The 19,832-nt window shown below is 49.5% G+C and carries 18 protein-coding genes; 6 read left to right on the top strand and 12 right to left on the bottom strand.

Annotated features, from left to right (window positions below; genetic code table 11):
* Positions 1-13 precede the first annotated feature (13 nt).
* On the top strand, positions 14-481 hold the full coding sequence (locus AC8GFK_RS01840; RefSeq protein ID WP_506625500.1) for a TspO/MBR family protein: 468 nt from the start codon (positions 14-16) through the stop codon (positions 479-481).
* On the opposite strand, the gene AC8GFK_RS01835 is transcribed toward AC8GFK_RS01840, so the two are convergent.
* The 6 genes from AC8GFK_RS01835 to AC8GFK_RS01810 all read right to left on the bottom strand — a co-directional run bounded on the left by AC8GFK_RS01835 (position 478) and on the right by AC8GFK_RS01810 (position 7,678).
* Positions 478-1,188, bottom strand: a complete 711-nt coding sequence (locus tag AC8GFK_RS01835; RefSeq protein WP_095673232.1) for an isoprenyl transferase — start codon at positions 1,186-1,188, stop codon at positions 478-480. The two genes, AC8GFK_RS01840 and AC8GFK_RS01835, sit on opposite strands and share 4 nt — an antisense overlap.
* A gap of 10 nt (positions 1,189-1,198) precedes the next feature.
* On the bottom strand, positions 1,199-1,945 hold the full coding sequence (recO, locus tag AC8GFK_RS01830; RefSeq protein WP_095673231.1) for a DNA repair protein RecO: 747 nt from the start codon (positions 1,943-1,945) through the stop codon (positions 1,199-1,201).
* Positions 1,946-1,959: 14 nt separating this feature from the next.
* Entirely contained in the window at positions 1,960-3,675 is a 1,716-nt protein-coding gene (leuA, locus tag AC8GFK_RS01825; protein ID WP_506625499.1) for a 2-isopropylmalate synthase, read from the bottom strand.
* 180 nt (positions 3,676-3,855) lie between these two features.
* Positions 3,856-4,620 (bottom strand): heliorhodopsin HeR, encoded by a 765-nt coding sequence (gene heR / locus AC8GFK_RS01820; RefSeq protein ID WP_506625498.1) that lies wholly within the window; start codon positions 4,618-4,620, stop codon positions 3,856-3,858.
* A gap of 36 nt (positions 4,621-4,656) precedes the next feature.
* Complete coding sequence (locus AC8GFK_RS01815) at positions 4,657-5,949, bottom strand: glutamine synthetase family protein (protein WP_506625773.1); 1,293 nt, start codon at positions 5,947-5,949, stop codon at positions 4,657-4,659.
* 61 nt (positions 5,950-6,010) lie between these two features.
* Positions 6,011-7,678, bottom strand: coding sequence for an NAD+ synthase (locus AC8GFK_RS01810; protein WP_506625497.1), 1,668 nt, complete (start codon positions 7,676-7,678; stop codon positions 6,011-6,013).
* 76 nt (positions 7,679-7,754) lie between these two features.
* Here AC8GFK_RS01810 and panB point away from each other — a divergent pair, with 76 nt between their 5' ends.
* The 3 genes from panB to AC8GFK_RS01795 all read left to right on the top strand — a co-directional run bounded on the left by panB (position 7,755) and on the right by AC8GFK_RS01795 (position 10,548).
* Complete coding sequence (gene panB / locus AC8GFK_RS01805) at positions 7,755-8,576, top strand: 3-methyl-2-oxobutanoate hydroxymethyltransferase (RefSeq protein WP_506625496.1); 822 nt, start codon at positions 7,755-7,757, stop codon at positions 8,574-8,576.
* Between the two features lie 9 nt (positions 8,577-8,585).
* A complete protein-coding gene (locus tag AC8GFK_RS01800; protein WP_506625495.1) occupies positions 8,586-9,854 on the top strand; it encodes an MFS transporter in 1,269 nt (422 codons plus the stop codon).
* A 223-nt stretch (positions 9,855-10,077) separates the two neighbouring features.
* Positions 10,078-10,548, top strand: coding sequence for a hypothetical protein (locus AC8GFK_RS01795; RefSeq protein WP_506625494.1), 471 nt, complete (start codon positions 10,078-10,080; stop codon positions 10,546-10,548).
* A gap of 93 nt (positions 10,549-10,641) precedes the next feature.
* Here AC8GFK_RS01795 and AC8GFK_RS01790 read toward each other — a convergent pair whose 3' ends face one another.
* Positions 10,642-11,124, bottom strand: a complete 483-nt coding sequence (locus AC8GFK_RS01790) for a MarR family winged helix-turn-helix transcriptional regulator (RefSeq protein ID WP_095673223.1) — start codon at positions 11,122-11,124, stop codon at positions 10,642-10,644.
* 72 nt (positions 11,125-11,196) lie between these two features.
* Between AC8GFK_RS01790 and AC8GFK_RS01785 the strand changes: the two genes are divergently transcribed.
* Complete coding sequence (locus AC8GFK_RS01785; protein ID WP_506625493.1) at positions 11,197-13,149, top strand: M13 family metallopeptidase; 1,953 nt, start codon at positions 11,197-11,199, stop codon at positions 13,147-13,149.
* A gap of 16 nt (positions 13,150-13,165) precedes the next feature.
* On the top strand, positions 13,166-13,696 hold the full coding sequence (locus AC8GFK_RS01780; RefSeq protein ID WP_506625492.1) for a hypothetical protein: 531 nt from the start codon (positions 13,166-13,168) through the stop codon (positions 13,694-13,696).
* A gap of 64 nt (positions 13,697-13,760) precedes the next feature.
* On the opposite strand, the gene AC8GFK_RS01775 is transcribed toward AC8GFK_RS01780, so the two are convergent.
* The 5 genes from AC8GFK_RS01775 to AC8GFK_RS01755 all read right to left on the bottom strand — a co-directional run bounded on the left by AC8GFK_RS01775 (position 13,761) and on the right by AC8GFK_RS01755 (position 19,752).
* Positions 13,761-14,741 (bottom strand): ABC transporter ATP-binding protein, encoded by a 981-nt coding sequence (locus AC8GFK_RS01775; protein WP_506625491.1) that lies wholly within the window; start codon positions 14,739-14,741, stop codon positions 13,761-13,763.
* A complete protein-coding gene (locus AC8GFK_RS01770; protein WP_506625490.1) occupies positions 14,741-15,775 on the bottom strand; it encodes an ABC transporter ATP-binding protein in 1,035 nt (344 codons plus the stop codon). The genes AC8GFK_RS01775 and AC8GFK_RS01770 overlap by 1 nt, the downstream gene beginning before the upstream one ends.
* A complete protein-coding gene (locus tag AC8GFK_RS01765; protein ID WP_506625489.1) occupies positions 15,772-16,776 on the bottom strand; it encodes an ABC transporter permease in 1,005 nt (334 codons plus the stop codon). Before AC8GFK_RS01765 ends, AC8GFK_RS01770 begins: the two co-directional genes overlap by 4 nt.
* 126 nt (positions 16,777-16,902) lie before the next feature.
* Positions 16,903-18,657 carry an ABC transporter substrate-binding protein gene (locus AC8GFK_RS01760; RefSeq protein WP_506625488.1) on the bottom strand — a complete coding sequence of 585 codons (1,755 nt, stop codon included), beginning with the start codon at positions 18,655-18,657 and terminating at the stop codon, positions 16,903-16,905.
* A 132-nt stretch (positions 18,658-18,789) separates the two neighbouring features.
* Positions 18,790-19,752 (bottom strand): ABC transporter permease, encoded by a 963-nt coding sequence (locus AC8GFK_RS01755; RefSeq protein ID WP_095673216.1) that lies wholly within the window; start codon positions 19,750-19,752, stop codon positions 18,790-18,792.
* Between the last annotated feature and the right edge of the window lie 80 nt (positions 19,753-19,832).

Here is a 19,832-nt window from a genome sequence, read left to right as displayed (position 1 = left end):
AGATAGTTAAGTCATGAGCATCTGGAGAACAATCAGCGCAGTCATCGGAATTGGATTTGTTCTCGTATATGCAGGCGGCGCCAACTATTGGAATAAGCAAGATGGTTGGTATCAATCACTTAACCAGCCTTCATGGCAGCCTCCCGGCTTTGTCTTTGGTCTGATCTGGCCCTACAACTTCATCGTTATCGGAATCGCGCTCTGGGTTATTGCGAGCAAAGCATCACCAGTAGTTGTTGCCTCAGCTGTGGCTCTCTTTGCAGCGAGCGTCATTATTGCTCTGCGCTGGTCTTACCTGTTTTACGAGGTCCATGATTTGCGAGGTGCGACCATCTCTCTTTTCACAACAGCAATTCTGACGATTCCATTTCTGGCCATTACCTTTACGCAATCAATCAAAGTTGGGATAGCGCTCATCCCCTACCAAATCTGGATCTTCACTGCAGCGGCTCTTAACGCCAATTACGCAGCAAATAATTAAGCTGAGCCGAATCTCCGCTCACGCTCTGAGTAAATCTCGATCGCTTTCCACAAAAGCTTTGGCGTCATATCTGGCCACAAGACATCCATAAAGACGAATTCGGCATAGGAAGATTGCCATGGCAAGAAGTTACTGGTGCGCTGTTCGCCTGATGATCGCAAGAACATATCGACATCGCGCATCTTTGGTGAGTAAAGGTACTTCTCTAAAGTCTTCTCAGTGATTGCATCAGCCTTCACTTTTCCACGCTTTACATCGCGAGCTAATTCAGCAGCGGCATCAACGATCTCTGCACGCCCACCATAGTTAACGCACATATTGAGAGTGAGCTTCTTATTCTTCTTGGTGAGTTCTTCGGCTTCTTCAAGCTCTGAAATCACTGATTTCCATAGTCGCTGTGGGCGACCCAACCAATTGATCTTTACACCCATCTCGTTGAGGCGATCACGACGGGTGCGCAGCATTTCGCGGCTGTAGCCCATCAAGAACTTCACTTCTTCAGGGCTGCGCTTCCAGTTCTCTGTTGAGAATGCATATGCGCTGATCTCTTTGACACCAAATTCAATGGCAGCTTCGACAATATCGAAGAGAACCTTTTCGCCGGCCTGATGTCCCGCTGTACGCGGAAGGCCACGGTCTTTGGCCCAACGCCCATTTCCATCCATCACGATTGCGATGTGCTGGGGAATCTCAATCTTCTTAGCCATCAGTGTCTAACTAAGCCCTCTCAACCATCGGCAAACTTCGTAGTCCGCGTTCAAGGTGCCATTGTAGGTAAGCAGTTACCAAACCACTAGCCTCTCGGCGATGTCTTGGTTCGCTTTTTTCTGCCGTATCCCAATCGCCTTTAAGTAGAGCCTGCATTAATTCAAGAGCTTCACTAGAAGCCGTTGCTGATGCAGATGGGCGGCAATCCATACAGACAGATCCGCCGCCGACCAATGAGAAGTAACGGTGAGGTCCTGGCTTTTCGCAGCGAGAACATGCAGTCATCGATGGCTCGTATCCACCAATGGAAAGCGATCGAAGCAAGAATGCATCAAGGATGAGAGATGAGTCGTAGCGGTTTTCTGCGAGTGCTTTCATGCCTCCGACAACGAGATGAAACTCTTGCGCAGCTGGCTCTTCTTCTTGTTGAGTGAAGCGCTCTGCTGTTTCAAGAATTGCGTGAGCAATTGTCCAGCGCTGGTAATCCTCAGTGAGCGCTTCGCCGTAATTCATAATCGCTTCAACTTGGGTGATGGTGTCAAAAGTCTTGCCGGCATGCATCTGGATATCGACATGGCTGCCCGGTTCAAGGCGTGCGCCAAACTTCGACATAGTACGACGAACGCCTTTTGCTACACCGCGAATACGGCCATGCTCTTTGGTGAGCAGAGTAATGATGCGATCTGCTTCGCCTAACTTCTGCGTGCGCAGAATGATTGCCTCATCGCGATAGAGCTTTGTTTGAGGCGCAGACATACTGCGTACGATAGTTAGCGAATAGCGCGATTGATTGCAGACACGACCGCTTTAAGAGAAGCAGTCGTTGTATTAGGGTCGATTCCGACTCCCCAGAAGACATCTCCTGCAATCGCACACTCAAGGTAGGCAGCAGCAGATGCATCGCCTCCTGATGAGAGTGCATGCTCGTGGAAATCGAGAACGCGCACATCGACGCCGTAGTTCTGCAAGATATGGCAGAACGCTGCGATTGGTCCGTTACCTGTTCCGGCTAACTCAACCGCTTCTCCACGATCTGTCATCTTCACAGTGAGCTGAACATCTTCACCCATCACAGAAACTTGTGACATTCCCTTAAGTCGGAAACGACCCCACGGTGCTGAATCTGTTGGCAGATACTCATCTTCGAAGATGTGCCACAGCTGCTCTGCAGTTACTTCGCCACCTTCGTTATCTGTCTTTGCCTGAACAATCTTCGAGAATTCAATCTGGTGGCGACGTGGAAGATCGAGATGGTGCTCGTTCTTCATCAAGTATGCGACTCCGCCCTTACCTGATTGTGAATTCACGCGAATCACTGCTTCGTATGAGCGACCAATATCTTTAGGATCGATTGGAAGGTATGGAACTGCCCAAGTGTGGTTATCGACAGTATTTCCTGCAGCCTTTGCATCGCGCTCGAGATGTTCGAAGCCCTTCTTAATGGCATCCTGATGTGAACCAGAGAAAGCTGTAAAGACAAGGTCTCCACCGTATGGGTGGCGTTCTGGAACACGGAGTTGGTTTCCGTATTCGACAGTACGGCGAATCTCATCGATATCGCTGAAATCGATATGTGGATCAATTCCGTGAGAAACCATATTCATGCCAAGAGTGACAAGGCATACGTTTCCAGTGCGTTCTCCGTTACCGAACAGAGTTCCTTCAATGCGATCAGCACCAGCTAAGTAGCCAAGTTCTGCCGCTGCAACGCCTGTTCCGCGATCGTTATGTGGGTGTAGCGAAACAATCACGCTCTCGCGGTTTTTGAGATTGCGGCACATCCATTCGATGGAATCGGCATAAACATTTGGCGTTGCCATTTCAACAGTTGCCGGAAGATTCATGATGGTCTTCCACTGTGGCGTTGGCTTCCAAACATCATTGACCGCATTACATACCTCGACAGCGAATTCGAGTTCCGTGCCGGTATATGACTCTGGTGAATATTCAAATGAAACCTTGGTCTCAGGAACTGTTGCCATTAAATCAAGGCAGAGTTGAGCCGCATCTGTTGCAATCTTCTTGATGCCATCTTTATCAAGGCCGAATACAACACGGCGCTGCAAAGTAGATGTCGAGTTGTAAAGGTGAACGATTGCCTGCTTAGAACCCTTGATGGCTTCATAGGTGCGACGGATGAGCGGTTCGCGAGCCTGGGTCAGAACCTGGATGATGACATCATCAGGAATCAAATCCTCATCAATGATCTTTCGAACAAAGTCGAAATCTGTCTGAGATGCTGAAGGAAAACCCACTTCAATCTCTTTGTAACCCATTGCAACGAGCAACTTAAACATTGCAAGCTTACGGGGCGTATCCATTGGGTCGATAAGCGCTTGGTTGCCATCGCGAAGATCGACTGAACACCACTGTGGGGCCTTGGTCATCTTCTTGCTTGGCCAGGTGCGATCTTCAAGTTCTACAGGGATAAATGGTGAATAACGATGCACCGGCATCTTTGAAGGCGTTTGCTTTGGGAAATTCATTTAACTGCTCCTTATTTGTTTGGTTTACCTGCGGTGTTTACCGGCAACACCAAACTCCGCAGCGAGGAGACCGGTCTTTCTTTACGGGCCGAAACTCGAAAGTTTCGGACCTTAGGCCTCGCTACGGCGGATAAGGAGGAGTCCGCGGAGCTTCATGATGGCTTAAGGATAACCCGAGTTCTACTGAGGAATCAAGGTGCCAGAGAAGATCTGCCAAGCAAGGGCCGATTTAGCAACGAGTGAGAGCGTTATATAGGTCTTCTCACCGCGAATGTAATCCGACCACTTGCCAACTTTTTTATATTGCAGATACTGCACGATGGCGAAAGTGTTGAAGAGAATGAAGATTGAGAAGACGATTCCATAAACAAACGCTGGCGCCTTGGTATCTCCTGGACCACCAATTGCAAGAACGTAGAACAAGAGCGCAAGCCATGGAACAGCGCCCGCGATACATCCGAAGATATAAGGAAGCCATCCACCATTTCCTGGCTGCTCATACTTCTCTTGTAACCATCCAAATAAAATCATTGAAGCGTTAACACCGAAGAGTGCGATGACAGCGACAACATCAGATACGCCTGTAATCAGAGCGATCAGAACTATCATTACTGATGAACTCAAGGAGTACTCAACCCAGCGGAAGTAATTGCGTTGTGCCGCTAACCCTGCGCTATAGCGACCAAAGAATTGTGGGCTTGCTACAAGGAAGTGGAAGAAAGCTGAGAGACCAAGAAATATTGCAACGGTTAGACCGATTGGCGCTTCGAGCAAAGTAACGGGCTCAGCAAAGACGCTTCCTGGAGGTCCTGCCATGTAACGCGCAACAATCGGTAGCGTGAAGTCATTTGCTAGCGCAAGCACTGTGATCATCTGAACAAGATGAAAGAAGCCAGCAATAAGGTTGTAGCGACGAATAGATCCTGCGTTGATTTCTTTAGCCATAGGACAAGGCTACAAAGAACTCCTCACGATTCCCTGTTAAAGGACAGGTAAATAGCGATCTAATTCGTAGGCGCTGACCTGGCGGCGATAGTCCTGCCACTCTGCACGCTTATTGCGAAGGAAGTAATCGAAGACGTGCTCGCCCAGAGTCTCGCGGACAAGTTCGCTCTTCTCCATCACCAAGATCGCTTCTTCCAGGTTTGACGGAAGAAGTTGGTTATCCGTTGATGGTTCGAGAACATACTTCTTCTCAATTCCCTTAAGGCCAGCTGCAATCATCACTGCATAGGCAAGGTATGGATTACATGCAGAATCCGGTGAGCGGAATTCGATACGAGTTGAGTTCTCTTTATTTGGCTTATACATAGGAATACGTACAAGTGCGCCGCGATCGTTATGGCCCCAGTTAATAATCGATGGAGCTTCTCCCCCACCTTGCAGGCGCTTATAAGAGTTGACCCACTGGTTGGTGACGGCTGTGATTTCAGCAGCGTGCTTCAAGATGCCGGCAATAAATTGACGACCGACAGTTGAAAGATTGAGCTCTGCCTTATCGTCATAGAAAGCATTCTTCTCGCCCTCAAAGAGCGAAACGTGCGTGTGCATTCCAGAGCCAGGATGTTCGGTAAATGGCTTTGGCATAAAGGATGCAAAGAATCCTTGGTTCAGTGCAACTTCTTTAATGACATGGCGGAAAGTCATGATGTTATCGGCAGTGCTCAAGGCATCTGCATAACGAAGATCAATTTCCTGCTGACCAGGAGCGCCTTCATGGTGGCTAAATTCAACAGAGACGCCCATCGCTTCCAGCAACGTGATTGCTTGGCGACGGAAGTCATGTCCTACAACAGCAGGCGTGTGATCGAAGTAGCCACCTTGATCTACAGGAACTGGTGCAACGCCTTTTTCTGGTTGTGATTTAAAGAGGAAGAATTCAATTTCTGGGTGGGTGTAACAGGTGTATCCCATCTTCGCTGCCTTATCTAATGTGCGACGAAGAACATTGCGTGGGTCTGCAGGAGATGCTTCACCGCTCGGCAAAGTGATATCGCAGAACATACGTGCAGCACCTTGTGCTTCAGCGCGCCACGGCAAGATGGTGAAAGTTGATGGATCTGGCTTTGCCAACATATCGGATTCAAATTCGCGAGCGAATCCTTGAATCGCAGAACCGTCAAAGCCAATGCCTTCTTCAAAAGCACTATCAATTTCAGCAGGTGCAATCGCTACAGATTTAAGAGTTCCGAGAATGTCTGTAAACCACAAACGGATAAAACGGATATCGCGCTCTTCGATGGTGCGAAGGACAAACTCTTGCTGCTTGCTCATGTTTTCACTTGGGGACATGCGCCCCATCGTGCCAAAGCGAAGTTACGGCTGTGTTACAAAATTAGAGTTCGCGCCACTTGCTGGTCATTGGCAGGCGTCGATCCTTGCCAAAGGCACGCTTAGAAACCTTGGTGCCAGGCGGATATTGGCGACGCTTGTATTCAGCCTTATCGACCATCGCGATTACTCGCATGACCAAATCTTTATCAAAGCCAGCCGCAATTAGCGCATCACGCCCTAGGTCATCATCGACATATGCCTTCAGCACCTGATCGAGAATTTCATATTCAGGAAGTGAATCAGAGTCCTTCTGATCTGGACGCAATTCAGCAGATGGCTCTTTGGTAATTGAGTTCTCTGGAATCGGCGGAACTTCACCAGCTTCTTTTGCCACCTGATTGCGCCAACGAGATAGCGCCCAGACATCGGTCTTGTAAATATCTTTAATCGGCGCATACCCACCGACGGCATCGCCATATAACGTTGAATATCCGCAGGCAAGCTCTGATTTATTTCCTGTTGCCAAAACCAAGTGACCCTCTTGATTAGAAAGACCCATCAGCGTTGTTCCGCGAACACGCGCCTGCAAATTTTCTTCAGCAAGACCAGTCAGCTCTACCTGATCACGGAAGGCATCGACCATCTTCTGAATCTCAACGATGCGAAAAGCTAGGCCGGTATGTGCAGCCATCGCTTCGGCATCGGCAATTGAATGATCAGATGAATACTTACTTGGCATGCCCACACCAAAGACGCGGTCTGGACCAAGTGCGTCAACGGCAAGAGCTGCAACGAGTGCGGAATCGATTCCGCCAGAAAGCCCAACGAGTACTGACTTGAAACCATTCTTAATGACGTAATCGCGAAGGCCTACAACGATGGCGTTCCACATCTCTTCTTCATCACCCAAGCGATGCGCGATCCCAGGAATAGAAGGCTTTGCGATTTCGACTGCATCGTCAGAGATGATGACATCAGGCTTTGATGTGCCAGTCGCAGCTTCAACATCAACAATCATGACGCCATCTTCAAATTGAGGAGCGCGTGCAATGACCGCACCTTCTGCATTCACAACGATGCTGTCGCCATCGAAAACTAAATCATCTTGGCCGCCGGTCATATTGACGTAGGCAAGTGGCGCCTTAGCCTCGCGAGCGCGTTTGGTAACAAGGCTTAAACGAACGTCATCTTTTGCGCGTTCATACGGTGAACCATTAGGAACGATGACGAGCCCTGGTGTGCGGGCTGCAAGCTGTGAGGTGATTCCGCCATCAATCCAGAGGTCTTCACAGATTGCGATTCCGACATCGACGCCGTGGATGCGAACAACAAGTGTTGAATCCCCCGCTACAAAATTTCGGAATTCATCGAATACGCCGTAGTTAGGCAAGTGGCACTTGGCATAACGCGCCTTTACTTCTCCACCTGCAATAACAGCGACCATGTTCTGGGGCTTGCCATCGACCTGGTCTAGGTAACCAACGATAGAAACGATGCTCTTATCTAATTGAGAAGCGAGCGCCAAGAGAGCTGTCTTGCTCGCTATTTGAAACGAAGGACGGAGCGCTAAATCTTCAACGGGATATCCAGTCAGAACCATCTCGGGGAAGATCGCGATATGCGCACCCGCACCTACTGCCTGATCTACTGATTGCTTAATCAGCGCAGCATTACCCGCCAGGTCACCGACCGTGGGGTTGATTTGAGCTAGCGCCAATCGCAACTTCATAGTTCAAGAGTAACGGGAGTACCATTTGATGGAAGACCCGGGGACCTCGCATGAGGCTTCGAGGCAGGAGATAAAAATGAGTACTTCAACGACCCTTTATGGCGGTGCATCCCACCGACGCGTGACCATCCTCGACCTGCGCGCTGCCAAAGAGCGCGGCGAGAAATGGGCGATGCTCACCAGCTATGAGCAGATGACGGCATCGATCTTCGATGAGGCCGGTATCCCTGTCCTATTAGTTGGAGATAGCGCCGGCAATAATTTCTTAGGGGAAGAGAACACCATCCCCGTCACTGTCGATGATCTGATTCCGCTGACCCGCGCAGTTGTTCGCGGCTCAAAGCGCGCCCTAGTTATCGCAGACCTTCCCTTTGGTTCTTATGAATCTTCTCCTGAACAAGCACTTGCTACTTCAATTCGTTTCTTTAAAGAGTCAGGTGCAATGGCGGTAAAGCTAGAAGGTGCCCACCTTGCAACAGTTGAGAAATTAACTTCCGCCGGCATTCCTGTCATGGGCCATTTGGGCCTTACTCCGCAATCACTTCATCAACTAGGTGGCTATCGCGTGCAGGGTCGCACCGATGGAGATGCAATTTTGGAAGCGGCGCTCGCCCTCGAAAAAGCTGGCGCATTTGCCATTGTTCTAGAGCTAGTCCCTGCCGATTTAGCGGCGCGAATTACTTCTGCCCTTTCTATTCCAACGATTGGAATCGGCGCCGGAAGTAATTGCGATGCTCAGGTTCTTGTCTGGACAGATATGGCTGGCTTCACCGCCAATCCCCCAAAGTTGGCCAAGGCATACCGAAATATGCGCGCCGAATTACTAGCCGCCACCCAAGAATTCGCGGAGGAAGTTCGATCCGGAACGTTCCCAACCGAAAGAGAGACTTTCCACTAGTTTTCTCAGATGGCAAAGTTCGCAATCGACCTAACTCCGCTAAAGAAATACCCGGATTTCCGAAATCTCTGGACTGCGGGGCTCATTTCGTACTTCGGATCGATGATTACCTATGTCGCGTTGCCATTCCAACTTAAAGAGCTCACCGGTTCCTATCTAGCGGTCGGACTCTTAGGTGTCGTTGAAATCGTTCCACTAATCATCTTCGGACTGTATGGCGGAGTTCTAGCCGATTCAGTCGATCGCAAGAAGATGGTCTGGGCGACTGAAGCCGGCGCTCTTGTATTGGTCCTCGTCCTCCTTGGAAATTCGCTCATGGGCAGCCCCAAGACATTCATCATTTATCTCGTCGCCGCCTTCTTTGCCGTGGTCGATGGATTGCAGCGCCCATCAATGGATGCGATGTTGCCTCGTCTTGTCAGCCATGAAGATCTGCCGGCGGCAAGTGCGCTCTTAAGTTTGCGTTGGCAGCTCGGCGTCATTGTTGGTCCAACACTTGGTGGAGTTATCTTCTCAACGATGTCAGTAAGTGCAGGATTCGTTGTCGACATCGGAACATATTTGCTTTCATTATTTTTCCTCTCGCGAGTGCGATCTATTCCGCCTTCAAAAGAGGCCGAAAAGCCATCTCTGGCAGCGTTATTAGATGGTGTGAAATATGCATTTAAACGCCAAGATTTATTGGGTACCTACATAATTGATCTCGCTGCAATGACACTTGCAATGCCGATGGCGCTGTATCCATTCTGGGCTGATGAATTAAATGCTCCTTGGGCGCTCGGATTTTTCTATGCCTCAATAACCGTCGGCTCGGTCTTCATCACACTGACTTCCGGATGGACTCGCACCTACCGATTCCACGGTCGGGCCGTGATTCTGGCGGCGATGGGTTGGGGTCTGGCAGTTGCCGCTGCGGGGTTGAGCAATTCATTGATCCTCGTTCTGATCTTCTTAACAATTGCCGGAGCCTTCGACATGGTCAGCGCCCTCTTCCGCGGAAATATTTGGAACCAAACCATCCCCGATAACTTCCGCGGACGGCTTGCTGGAATCGAACTTCTTTCCTATTCGGTTGGTCCATTGGCGGGACAACTTCGCGCCGCATCAATGGCTGCAGCTACCAGCTTGTCCTTTTCGGTAACTTCCGGAGGGCTGATGTGCGTCGTTGTGGTCGGATTTTTGGCAATTTTCTTGCCGAAAATGTGGAAATACGACGTCGAAACGAACGAATTTGCCGTTCGAGAGCGAGAAATTCGTAAAAATCGGGAAAATTCCTAACTCTCAATCGAATATTTAACTTTTTCGCCAGATTTTTATTAAAAATTTAGAAAATAAGTTATTGAAAATGCGAAAGAGCACATTAAAAATAAAAAAATAATTAGCGACACGCACTGCGAAATTTCTCACTATGTAGTGGCATTTTTTTCTATATTCCGTCACACTTATCCACGAAACAGGTTTGGGTGACGGATCCGAACCCTTCCGATTAGGAGATAAACACATGGCTGCAGCTAAGAAATCTGCTCCAAAGCGCAAGAAGGCAGCTGCTAAGCCAGCTGCACCAAAGCGTCGTAAGAAGGCTGCTGTAAAGGCAGCTGCACCAAAGCGTCGTAAGAAGGCAGCTGCGAAGAAGGCAGCTCCAAAGCGCAAGAAGGCAGCTGCTAAGCCAGCTGCAAAGAAGGCAGCTCCAAAGCGCCGTAAGAAGGCAGCAGCTAAGAAGGCTGCTCCAAAGCGCAAGAAGGCAGCTGCTGCAAAGCCAGCTGCTAAGAAGGCTGCTCCAAAGCGTCGCAAGAAGAAGGCTGCAGCTGCAACAGTTGCTGCTCCAAAGAAGCGTCGTAAGAAGGCTGCTAAGCCAGCTGCAAAGAAGGCTGCAAAGAAGACTGCTCCAAAGCGCAAGAAGGCAGCTGCTAAGCCAGCTGCAAAGAAGGCTGCTCCAAAGCGTCGTAAGAAGGCAGCTAAGAAGGCTAAGTAATTTAACCTCTTATAAAAAACCCCGCCAGGTAACTGGCGGGGTTTTTTATTGCAAGAAATATACGGTTAAGAATTAAAACTAATCTTCTAGAGTTTATTCCTCGATTGGATTCTCTTTCAATGAATCTGTAACGCGTTCAAAAATTTCAGCAAGAACTCGTTGATCTTCCTTGGTTAGATGATCTAAGAATCGAGTGCGCACGCTATCGACATGGTCTGGGGCTGCAGCCACAATCGCCTTCCAACCCTTGGCAGTCATCACCGCAAAGTAGCCACGTTTATCGTCGGGGCAGGCCTCGCGCTTTACCCAGCCAGCCTTCTCCATCACCTTGATTCTGTGTGAAAGTCGTGACCTCGAGAGCATGGCGACATCTGCCAATTCGCTCATACGCATCTTCCGCTCTGGGGCATCACTGAGCTGAGCCAAAACTTCGTAATCTGCCATCGAAAGTTCGTGGTGATCGAGGTCGTAATCCAGGGCCTCAAGTAAGCGGCGGCTAGCGATGATGTAGCGGCGCCAAGCCTTCATTTCGGCAGGGTTTAACCAACGTGGTGTTGTAGCGTTTTGCCCTGCCATGCATAGAAGTGTACGGCAGAAGTAGAATATGTTGAACTTTCAACTACTTTTCATACAACCGAATTGGATGACATGAGCCTCACATCAGGAATCGATACCGCTTCGCTCGACCAGCTGGTCCGCCCGCAAGATGACCTCTTCCGCCACTACAACGGCAAGTGGGTCCGCGAGTACGAGATGCCAGCAGACCGCTCAAGCGATGGAATCTTCCGCAAACTTCATGATGAAGCCGAAGAGCAAGTTCGCCAGATTATTGAAACATCTTCAGGTACCGGTGAAGCTCAGAAGATCGGTGACCTCTACAAATCATTTATGGATACCGATGCCATCAAGGCTCGTGGCATTTCACCGATAGTCGATGACCTTGCCTCCATCGATGGCATCACCAATCTTCAAGAATTCATTACCGTCATGGCCCGCCTTGAAATGCGCGGCATCGGCGGAATCTTTGGGGCAGCTATCTATCCCGATGCGATGGATTCCAATACCAATATCTTGTACATCGGCCAGGGCGGGCTATCACTGCCCGATGAGTCTTACTACCGCGAAGAACAATTCGCATCGATTCGCACCGCCTTCATTGATCACCTCACCAAGATGTGTGCGTTAGTTGGAATCGCTAATGGCGCAGATCTTGCGACAAAGATCTTGGCCCTCGAGACCGAGATTGCTACCCACCACTGGGATCAGGTGAAGGACCGCGATGCAACGCTGACCTATAACAAGTACAGCCGCGCAGAGCTTGAAGCCCTTGCCCCACACTTCTTATTCGATACCTGGGCAACCAATGCCAAGGTGCCAGCAAAGGCATTTGAGACCCTGGTTGTCTGCGAACCATCTTTCTTTGAATCAGTTTCCGCGATGTTCGCCAACTTCGATGCCAACCGCGATTCATGGGTTGCCTGGCTCAAACTCAACCTCGTCTCTGCGAGCGCTGCGTTTTTAACCGATGACATCGTCCAGCAGAACTTCGAGTTCTACGCCAAGACTCTTTCTGGCACTCCTCAAATCCGTGATCGCTGGAAGCGCGGAGTCTCAGTTACTCAAGGCGCACTCGGTGAAGCAATCGGCAAGGTCTATGTTGAAAAGCACTTCCCGGCACGCGCCAAGGAAGAGATGAAGGTCTTGGTCGATTACCTCCTCGAGGCATATCGCTTAAGCATTCTCGAACTTCCCTGGATGTCTGATGTCACCAAGGAGAAAGCTCTTGAGAAGTTAAAGAAGTTCACTCCCAAAATCGGCTATCCCGATAAGTGGCGCGACTATTCAACTCTTGAGATTTCTGCTGATGATTTGATCGGCAACCTTTGGCGCATCGCTGAATTCGATCATGCCTATGCCATCGCAAAGATTGGCGCACCTGTCGATCGCGACGAATGGCATATGACCCCTCAGACAGTAAATGCCTATTACAACCCGCTCGCCAATGAGATCGTCTTCCCGGCGGCAATCTTGCAGCCACCATTCTTCGACCTCGATGCTGAAATGGCTGCCAACTACGGCGGAATCGGTGCAACTATCGGCCACGAAATTGGCCACGGCTTCGATGATCAAGGTTCTAAGTACGACGGTGATGGCAACATGGTCGATTGGTGGACAGATGAAGACCGCGCAAAGTTTGAAGAGCTCACCAGCGTTCTTGTAAAGCAATTCGATGCGCTCTCACCTGAAAGCACACCTGATATCCACGTGAACGGCGCCTTCACACTGGGTGAGAACATCGGAGATCTTGGTGGCCTTGCAATCGCCTATAAGGCCTATAAATTGGCCCTTAAGGGCGCCGAAAGCCCTGTGATCGATGGATTTACGGGCGATCAACGCTTCTTCCTCTCTTACGCGCATTCATGGCGCAATAAGAACCGTCCTGAAGAAGTTCGTCGCCGTATCGCCATCGACCCACACTCCCCTGATGAGTTCCGCTGCAACCAGATTGTGCGTAACGTCCAAGAGTTCTACGACGCATTCGCAGTTACTGAAAAAGATGAGCTCTGGCTAGCGCCTAAAGAGCGCGTACGGATTTGGTAAAGGTAGAATCGCGACCATGAAAAAACTTTCTCGTAAGCAGTGGATCATCATCGCTGTCGTCGTCCTTATCGGTGGAGCAATCCTTCGCTCAGCGACCAATAGCGGCCCTGAACTCCCTGCAGATACCTCAACCCTCGTCCAAGAAGAAGCCCCAACAGCAACAATCGGCTTCGACTCACCGCTCGACCTTGGCAATGGCGTCTTTGTGACTGTCTCGGCTCCAACTCGATTTACGCCAACACAGTTCATGACAAATATCGATCAGAAGCCAAAGACTTCTAACTCATTCGATGTGATCATCAAGAATGGTGGTTCAACTCCACTTGATTTCACCACAGTCTCACTCGAAGCTGTATCAGGTGCCAATGTCTGCTTCGACGTCCTTGGTGACCTCGATATCAACGGAGCCCCAACTGAAGCTCTTAAGGCAGGCGGCGAAATTAGCTACAAGTACGGCGTAGGTTGCCAAGCAGCAGCTGGTGAACCACTTACTCTGACAGTGCGCATCGGCGAATCAACTGTTCAGGTAGATGGAAAGATCGCTTAACTAGTTATTGCAAATAAGAAAGCCCCGGCCAATTGGTCGGGGCTTTCTTATTTGCTTTTAATTCTCAGTCCTCGGGGAAGTGGCATGCAATGCGGTGATTGGTGCCGATCTGCATCAACTGTGGGACTTCTGTGCGGCACTTATCCTGCGCCTTCCAGCAGCGAGTATTAAATACGCAACCTGCTGGTGGATTTACTGGGCTTGGAAGATCGCCCTGCAAAATAATGCGTTCGCGCTTACGTCCCTTGATTGGATCTGCAACAGGAACTGCAGATAGCAACGCCTTTGTATATGGATGGCGTGGGTGAGTAAAGAGATCGACCTTATCTGCCTCTTCCATCACCTTGCCGAGATACATAACAATCACGCGATCTGAGATGTGCTGAACAACTGAAAGATCGTGAGCGACGAAGATGTAAGCCATATTGAATTCATCTTGCAGATCTTCAAGAAGGTTAACGACCTGTGCCTGAATAGAAACATCGAGAGCCGATACAGGTTCGTCAGCAACGATCAGTTTTGGCTTCAGTGCAATCGCGCGAGCTACGCCGATACGTTGGCGCTGTCCGCCAGAGAATTCGTGTGGATAGCGGTTGATATGTTCAGGGTTAAGTCCCACGCGAGCCATGAGGCGCTGAACTTCAGCTTCAATTCCGCCTTCAGGAGTGATCTTCTGAATTTCAAATGCTGCGCCGATAAGGCTTCCAACAGTCTGACGTGGATTAAGGGATGCGAATGGATCCTGGAAGATCATCTGCATCTGTGAACGAAGTGGCTTCATCTGCTTCGGAGTCAGATTGGTGATGTCCTGACCGTCGAAGGTAATTTTGCCGCCCGTTGGTTCGTATAACTTCAAAATGGTGCGACCAGCTGTGGTCTTACCGCAACCTGATTCACCGACGAGGCCGATTGTCTGGCCCGCGTAAATTTCAAGGTCGATGCCATCGACTGCCTTAACATTTCCTTTTACCTTCGAGAATGCTCCACCCGTTGTTGTTGGGAAGTGCTTCTGGAGTCCTTCGATCTTAAGAATTGGATGAGTCATTAGTTGCCACCGATTTCTTTACGGGCCTTGACGAGCTCAGCCTCTGAGAGGTGGCAACGTGAGAAGTGGTCAGTTGTCTTTTGATCAAGAGTTGGCGCTGTTGTTGCACAGAGATTGCCAGGAACGCGATCTGAGAATGAGCAACGTGCACGGAATGAACAACCCTGAGGAAGATTGATCAGTGATGGTGGCTGTCCAGGAATCGCAACGAGACGCTTTGATTCGAGTTCGCCAATCTTTGGAATCGAGTTGAGAAGACCGATCGCATAAGGATGATCAGGGCGGTAGTAGATATCTTCTGCGCCGCCGCTTTCGACAATCTTTCCTGCGTACATCACGTTGACGCGGTCAGCGACTTCAGCAACAACGCCAAGATCGTGAGTAATCAAGATAAGAGCCATGTTGAACTCTTTCTGCATATCTCGGATGAGTTGCAGAATCTGTGACTGAACTGTCACATCGAGAGCTGTCGTTGGTTCGTCAGCGATAAGAAGTGATGGATTGTTAATCAAAGCCATCGCAATCATTACGCGCTGGCGCATACCGCCTGAGAATTGGTGTGGGAATTCATCGACGCGCTTTGATGCAGCTGGAATTCCTACGAGGTCCAACATCTCGATAGCGCGCTTCTTACCGGCAGCCTTATCGCCCTCATTATAGAGAGACCACGCTTCGATGAGCTGGTTGCCGATTGAGTAATAAGGGTGCAGAGCAGACATTGGATCCTGGAAGATCATCGACATCGCCTTGCCGCGCAGCTTACGAACTACCTCTTCATCGGCAGAGATAACATCGACAGGGCCTGATTCGAGATTGAGAAATGCCTGGCCAGTAATTTGAGTGCGCTTGCGATCGTGTAGACCCATAACAGCCAACGAAGTAACAGACTTTCCTGAACCGGATTCGCCTACGACCGCAAGGGTTTCACCACGTGCGACGGTAAATGAGATGTCATTAGATGCCTGAACGAGGCCATCTTCAGTAGGAAATGCGACGTTGAGGTTCTTAACCTCGAGGAATGGCTTCTGGGTCATGATGCAACTCGCACTCGTGGATCGATATAGGCATACAAGATATCCACCAACAAGTTAGCGACAACAACGAATGTTGCAGCCAAGATAGTTGTGGCAAGAATTGTTGGAAGGTCATAATCATTGAGCACGGCACGAATTGATAGGCGTCCGAGCCCAGGTAAGTTGAAGATACTTTCAGTAATGATTGCGCCTCCGAGCAAACCAGCAAAATCTAGACCGGCCATTGTGACGATTGGAGCAAGAGCTGCGCGAAGTGTGTGCTTGCGCAAGATTTCACCTTCAGGTAAGCCCTTTGCGCGCGCAGTACGGATGTAATCTTCAGAAGAAGTCTCGATGACATTCGAACGGGTAAAGCGTGTGTAGTTGGCAGCATAGAGAAGTGCCAACGTGATGCATGGGAAAATAAAAGTCTTAAACCAACCAACAGGGTCTTCATATGGTGAGACCCAGCGGCCCAACTCGATGGGGTTAATCAAATTAAATTTAAGTGCGACGAAGAGCAGAATCAGAATTCCTGAGATAAATGTTGGAAGAGATGTACCGACAAGGACGAAGGCCGTTGCCGCTCGATCTTGCCATTGGTTCTTTCTTCGCGCCGCCAAAATTCCAAGGCTGACACCTACCGAAATCCAGAGAACAAAGGCGCCTAGGGCCATGGAAAGTGTTACTGGGAATGCTTCCTTGATAAGTGTGGTCACGCACTCGTGACGGTTAAATGAATATCCGAAAGCTGGCGCTGGGCATTCAATCTTCGCTGCGCCATCGCCGTACTCGCGACCTGCTACTAAACCTTTAACAAATCTTCCATATTGCACATGCACTGGGACATCGAGTCCGAGACGATGGCGGTTAGCTTCGATTACTGAAGGCGAACATGCCTTGCCGCAGGTAAGAGCTGCCGGATCCATCGGAAGTACTGCGAAGATGCCAAATACAGACATGCTGACGAGAGTAAGGACCACAAAGGTCGCACTCAATCGTCGAGCTAAGTACTTCAACATCTTTATATCTCCTAAAAATTAACGATTAAAAATTCTTGATTTCGTGGAGTTGCGGGCGGCTCATTACTGAACCGCCCGCAACCAGCTACGAATAGCTAATTAACTTTAGATTTCTCTAGAGATTAATTAGTTCTTTACGTACATCTGTCCGAAGCCGAAGTTACCTTGTGGCTCCCAGTAGTACACGCCGCCGACCTTAGATCCCCAAACTTCTTGGGTCTTTGAGAAGACAGGACGGATGATCCAGTACTGATCCATAACGTACTGTGAAAGTTCCTTCCACATCGCTGCCTGCTTGGTGCGGTTTGTTTCTACCTTTGCTGCATCTGACTTCTTCTTGAATGCTGCGTATGCAGGATCATCCCAGTTCTGAGCCAAGTTAAATCCACCCTCTTTTGTGAAGAGTTCAGGAATAACTGTTGATGCGTTTGCCCAGTCAGCTCCCCAACCAGCAGTTGAAATGTCATTCTGCTTGTCGTTGTTGAGAACTGTTGAGTAGTACTGACCTGATGGAATGAAGTTGAACTTCACAACAATGCCAGCTTCCTTTGCAGCATTCTGAATCAATACAGATGCCTTCTCGTTTGTTGCAGACTGTGCAATATCCCAAACGATTCCCTTGTCAGCAGATGTCGCGCGAGCGTATGCATCTGGGCATGAGGTCTTTGCCTTAGCCATCAATGAAGCTGCATATGTTGCATTTCCAGTGATCTTCCAGTTTGGATCGTGGATGTTGCCCTTTGTCTTTGCATAGTCAAGACCGAGAACTGGCTTAACAGGGTTATCTCCTGGGTCGCCGTAGAACTCACGTCCACCTGAAAGGTCGATGAGAGCCTGTGTATCGATTGAGAAGAAGAGTGCCTTACGTACGTCGAGGCAGTCCATCTTGCCCTTCTTAACGTTCATTGCTGAGTAGCGAACGTATGGGTCGTACACGTTAAAGCGCTGAGCCTTCTTTGTTGGGTCAGCGAAGAATGCACGTGTGTTTGCTGGCTGTAGTGAATCAAGTGAAGCTGTGTTTGGGATCTGATCTTCGAGCATGATCTGATCGCGAACATCTTCAGCTAGACCGAAGCGAACAACGATGTTATCTGGGTATGGAGTACGGATTGCGTCAGAAGACTTCTTCCAAGCAGCGTTACGTACGAGTTCCATCTGATCGCCGATCTTGTATGAAGCGATCTTGTATGGACCGTTAGCGAATGGCTTGAGGTCGTACTTATCTCCAGTGTCCTTTGAAGCCTTAACTGGTGCACCTGCTGGGTAAGTAAGTGCGTAGTTGAAGTCAGCAAATGAGCGGTTTAGCTTGAAGGTAATTGTGTTACCTGAGCAAGAAACTGCCTTATCGAACTGAGCCTGTCCGGTCTTCTTGTAAGGACCCTTGTATACAGATGCGCCATCTTTATCCTTAGGGATATCGAGTGCCTGTACGAGGTACTGAGGACCATCTGTGATTACATCGCCAGCGAATGGACGTGAAACACCGTACTTGACGTCAGCACAGGTAACAGCTGAGCCGTCTTCCCATGTGATGCCTGAACGAAGTGTGAACTTCCATGTCTTAGCAGCGTTTGATGGAACACCAGTGTTTGTTGCAAGGTCTGCAACGAGTGATGAACCTGCTGATCCTGGGACCGGCTTGTATGAAACCAAGTTGCGGTAGATGTATGAGTTGAAGAACGCGATATCGCGGCCTGTGTAAACACGGGCTGGATCTACGTGGTCAAACTGCTCTTGATGTGTAATGAAGTACAAAGTGCCGCCAGTAACTGGCTTTTCTGCAGCGTTTGCACTTGAGCCTGCAGCAACTGTTACGCCAACAGCAAGTGCGATTGCAGCTGTTGAAGCAAGGATGCGACGGCTAGTTTTCAAACCGGACATGTGTCCTCCTTGTAGAAGCGGTTCTGGTCCACGGGTCGTGAATCAGAGTTGAAACTTCATTAAGAGAAACTCGCGAGATATCTCTTCACTGAAGCTTCTTTCCCATATTGCTATGGGAAATCTAGGGTCTTTCTATCGTCCTGCTTTAGGATCGAGTGCATCGCGGATCGCATCACCCAATAGGTTGAGCGAGAGCACAATGGCAATCAGGATTACTGATGGAATAAGAAGATATGCAGGGTCGTTACGCCAGTAACCAACGGCATCAGATAACACAAGTCCGAATGTTGAAGCTGGTGGTCGTACGCCAACGCCCAAGAAGGAGAAGGTTGCTTCTGCTGCGATATATGCAGGAAGCGAGAGCGAGGTAAAGACGATTGCTGTTGGCCAAAGATTAGGAAGGATCTCCTTCACAATGATGCGCCAGCTTGAAGCGCCCATTGCTTGCGCCGCCATAACAAAATCACGTTCGCGTAATGACATAGCTTGTGAACGGATAAGTCGGTAAAAACCTGTCCAGCCAAAGAAGACCAAGAAGATAACCAAAACCAAGATACGCGCAGCATTTTCATGTGCGATACCGGTTGCTTCAACGCGCTGCACCAATGGAAGTGAGAGCGCGATGATCATGAAGGTACCTGGGAAAGAAAGAAGGAAATCTGCAAAACGTCCGACGATTGAATCAACACGACCCTTGAAGTAACCGGTTGCAATTCCAATCAACATTCCGATTCCGATTGATGCTGTTGTAGCAATGACTGCTACTAAGAATGAAAGTTGTGAACCGTAGAGAAGGAGTGCGAAGACGTCGCGACCGACGCCTGGTTCGACGCCAAGTGGGTGATCCCATGAAACGCCGCCCCATTTACCAATAGGCATCGCGAATTCGTCGAGAACGCCTTCGTAGATGGTTGTGTTATCTACTCCGAATGCGCGTGTAATAAGAGGTGCAAGAATTGAACAGAGCAAGAAGAAGATCGTCGTGTATCCCGCATAAACGCCAACTTTGTTGCGCTTAAAGCGCGCCCAAGCGATCTGTTTTGGGGTGCGCTGAACAATCTCTTGTGACTCTTCCTTGAGTACGGACTCAGCCAATTAGAACGCTCCCTCAACTTCGACGCAGGTCGTATCTACCCGCGAGTACTGCAAGGTAGTCGCATTTGAGCGAAAACGGA

The sequence above is a fragment of the Planktophila turicensis (SeqCode) genome, assembly GCF_965234405.1.
Taxonomy (GTDB): domain Bacteria; phylum Actinomycetota; class Actinomycetes; order Nanopelagicales; family Nanopelagicaceae; genus Planktophila; species Planktophila turicensis.
This window is presented reverse-complemented; position numbering and strand designations above follow the sequence as displayed.

Bases quoted from the DNA above. Each gene is read 5' to 3' on its own strand.
- AC8GFK_RS01775 (WP_506625491.1), bottom strand. From the start codon at position 14,741: ATGACTCATCCAATTCTTAAGATCGAAGGACTCCAGAAGCACTTCCCA.
- AC8GFK_RS01780 (WP_506625492.1), top strand. From the start codon at position 13,166: ATGAAAAAACTTTCTCGTAAGCAGTGGATCATCATCGCTGTCGTCGTC.
- AC8GFK_RS01790 (WP_095673223.1), bottom strand. From the start codon at position 11,124: ATGGCAGGGCAAAACGCTACAACACCACGTTGGTTAAACCCTGCCGAA.
- AC8GFK_RS01760 (WP_506625488.1), bottom strand. From the start codon at position 18,657: ATGTCCGGTTTGAAAACTAGCCGTCGCATCCTTGCTTCAACAGCTGCA.
- leuA (WP_506625499.1), bottom strand. From the start codon at position 3,675: ATGAATTTCCCAAAGCAAACGCCTTCAAAGATGCCGGTGCATCGTTAT.
- AC8GFK_RS01765 (WP_506625489.1), bottom strand. From the start codon at position 16,776: ATGTTGAAGTACTTAGCTCGACGATTGAGTGCGACCTTTGTGGTCCTT.
- AC8GFK_RS01835 (WP_095673232.1), bottom strand. From the start codon at position 1,188: ATGGCTAAGAAGATTGAGATTCCCCAGCACATCGCAATCGTGATGGAT.
- AC8GFK_RS01810 (WP_506625497.1), bottom strand. From the start codon at position 7,678: ATGAAGTTGCGATTGGCGCTAGCTCAAATCAACCCCACGGTCGGTGAC.
- AC8GFK_RS01770 (WP_506625490.1), bottom strand. From the start codon at position 15,775: ATGACCCAGAAGCCATTCCTCGAGGTTAAGAACCTCAACGTCGCATTT.
- AC8GFK_RS01795 (WP_506625494.1), top strand. From the start codon at position 10,078: ATGGCTGCAGCTAAGAAATCTGCTCCAAAGCGCAAGAAGGCAGCTGCT.
- recO (WP_095673231.1), bottom strand. From the start codon at position 1,945: ATGTCTGCGCCTCAAACAAAGCTCTATCGCGATGAGGCAATCATTCTG.
- heR (WP_506625498.1), bottom strand. From the start codon at position 4,620: ATGGCTAAAGAAATCAACGCAGGATCTATTCGTCGCTACAACCTTATT.
- panB (WP_506625496.1), top strand. From the start codon at position 7,755: ATGAGTACTTCAACGACCCTTTATGGCGGTGCATCCCACCGACGCGTG.
- AC8GFK_RS01840 (WP_506625500.1), top strand. From the start codon at position 14: ATGAGCATCTGGAGAACAATCAGCGCAGTCATCGGAATTGGATTTGTT.
- AC8GFK_RS01785 (WP_506625493.1), top strand. From the start codon at position 11,197: ATGAGCCTCACATCAGGAATCGATACCGCTTCGCTCGACCAGCTGGTC.
- AC8GFK_RS01815 (WP_506625773.1), bottom strand. From the start codon at position 5,949: ATGAGCAAGCAGCAAGAGTTTGTCCTTCGCACCATCGAAGAGCGCGAT.
- AC8GFK_RS01800 (WP_506625495.1), top strand. From the start codon at position 8,586: ATGGCAAAGTTCGCAATCGACCTAACTCCGCTAAAGAAATACCCGGAT.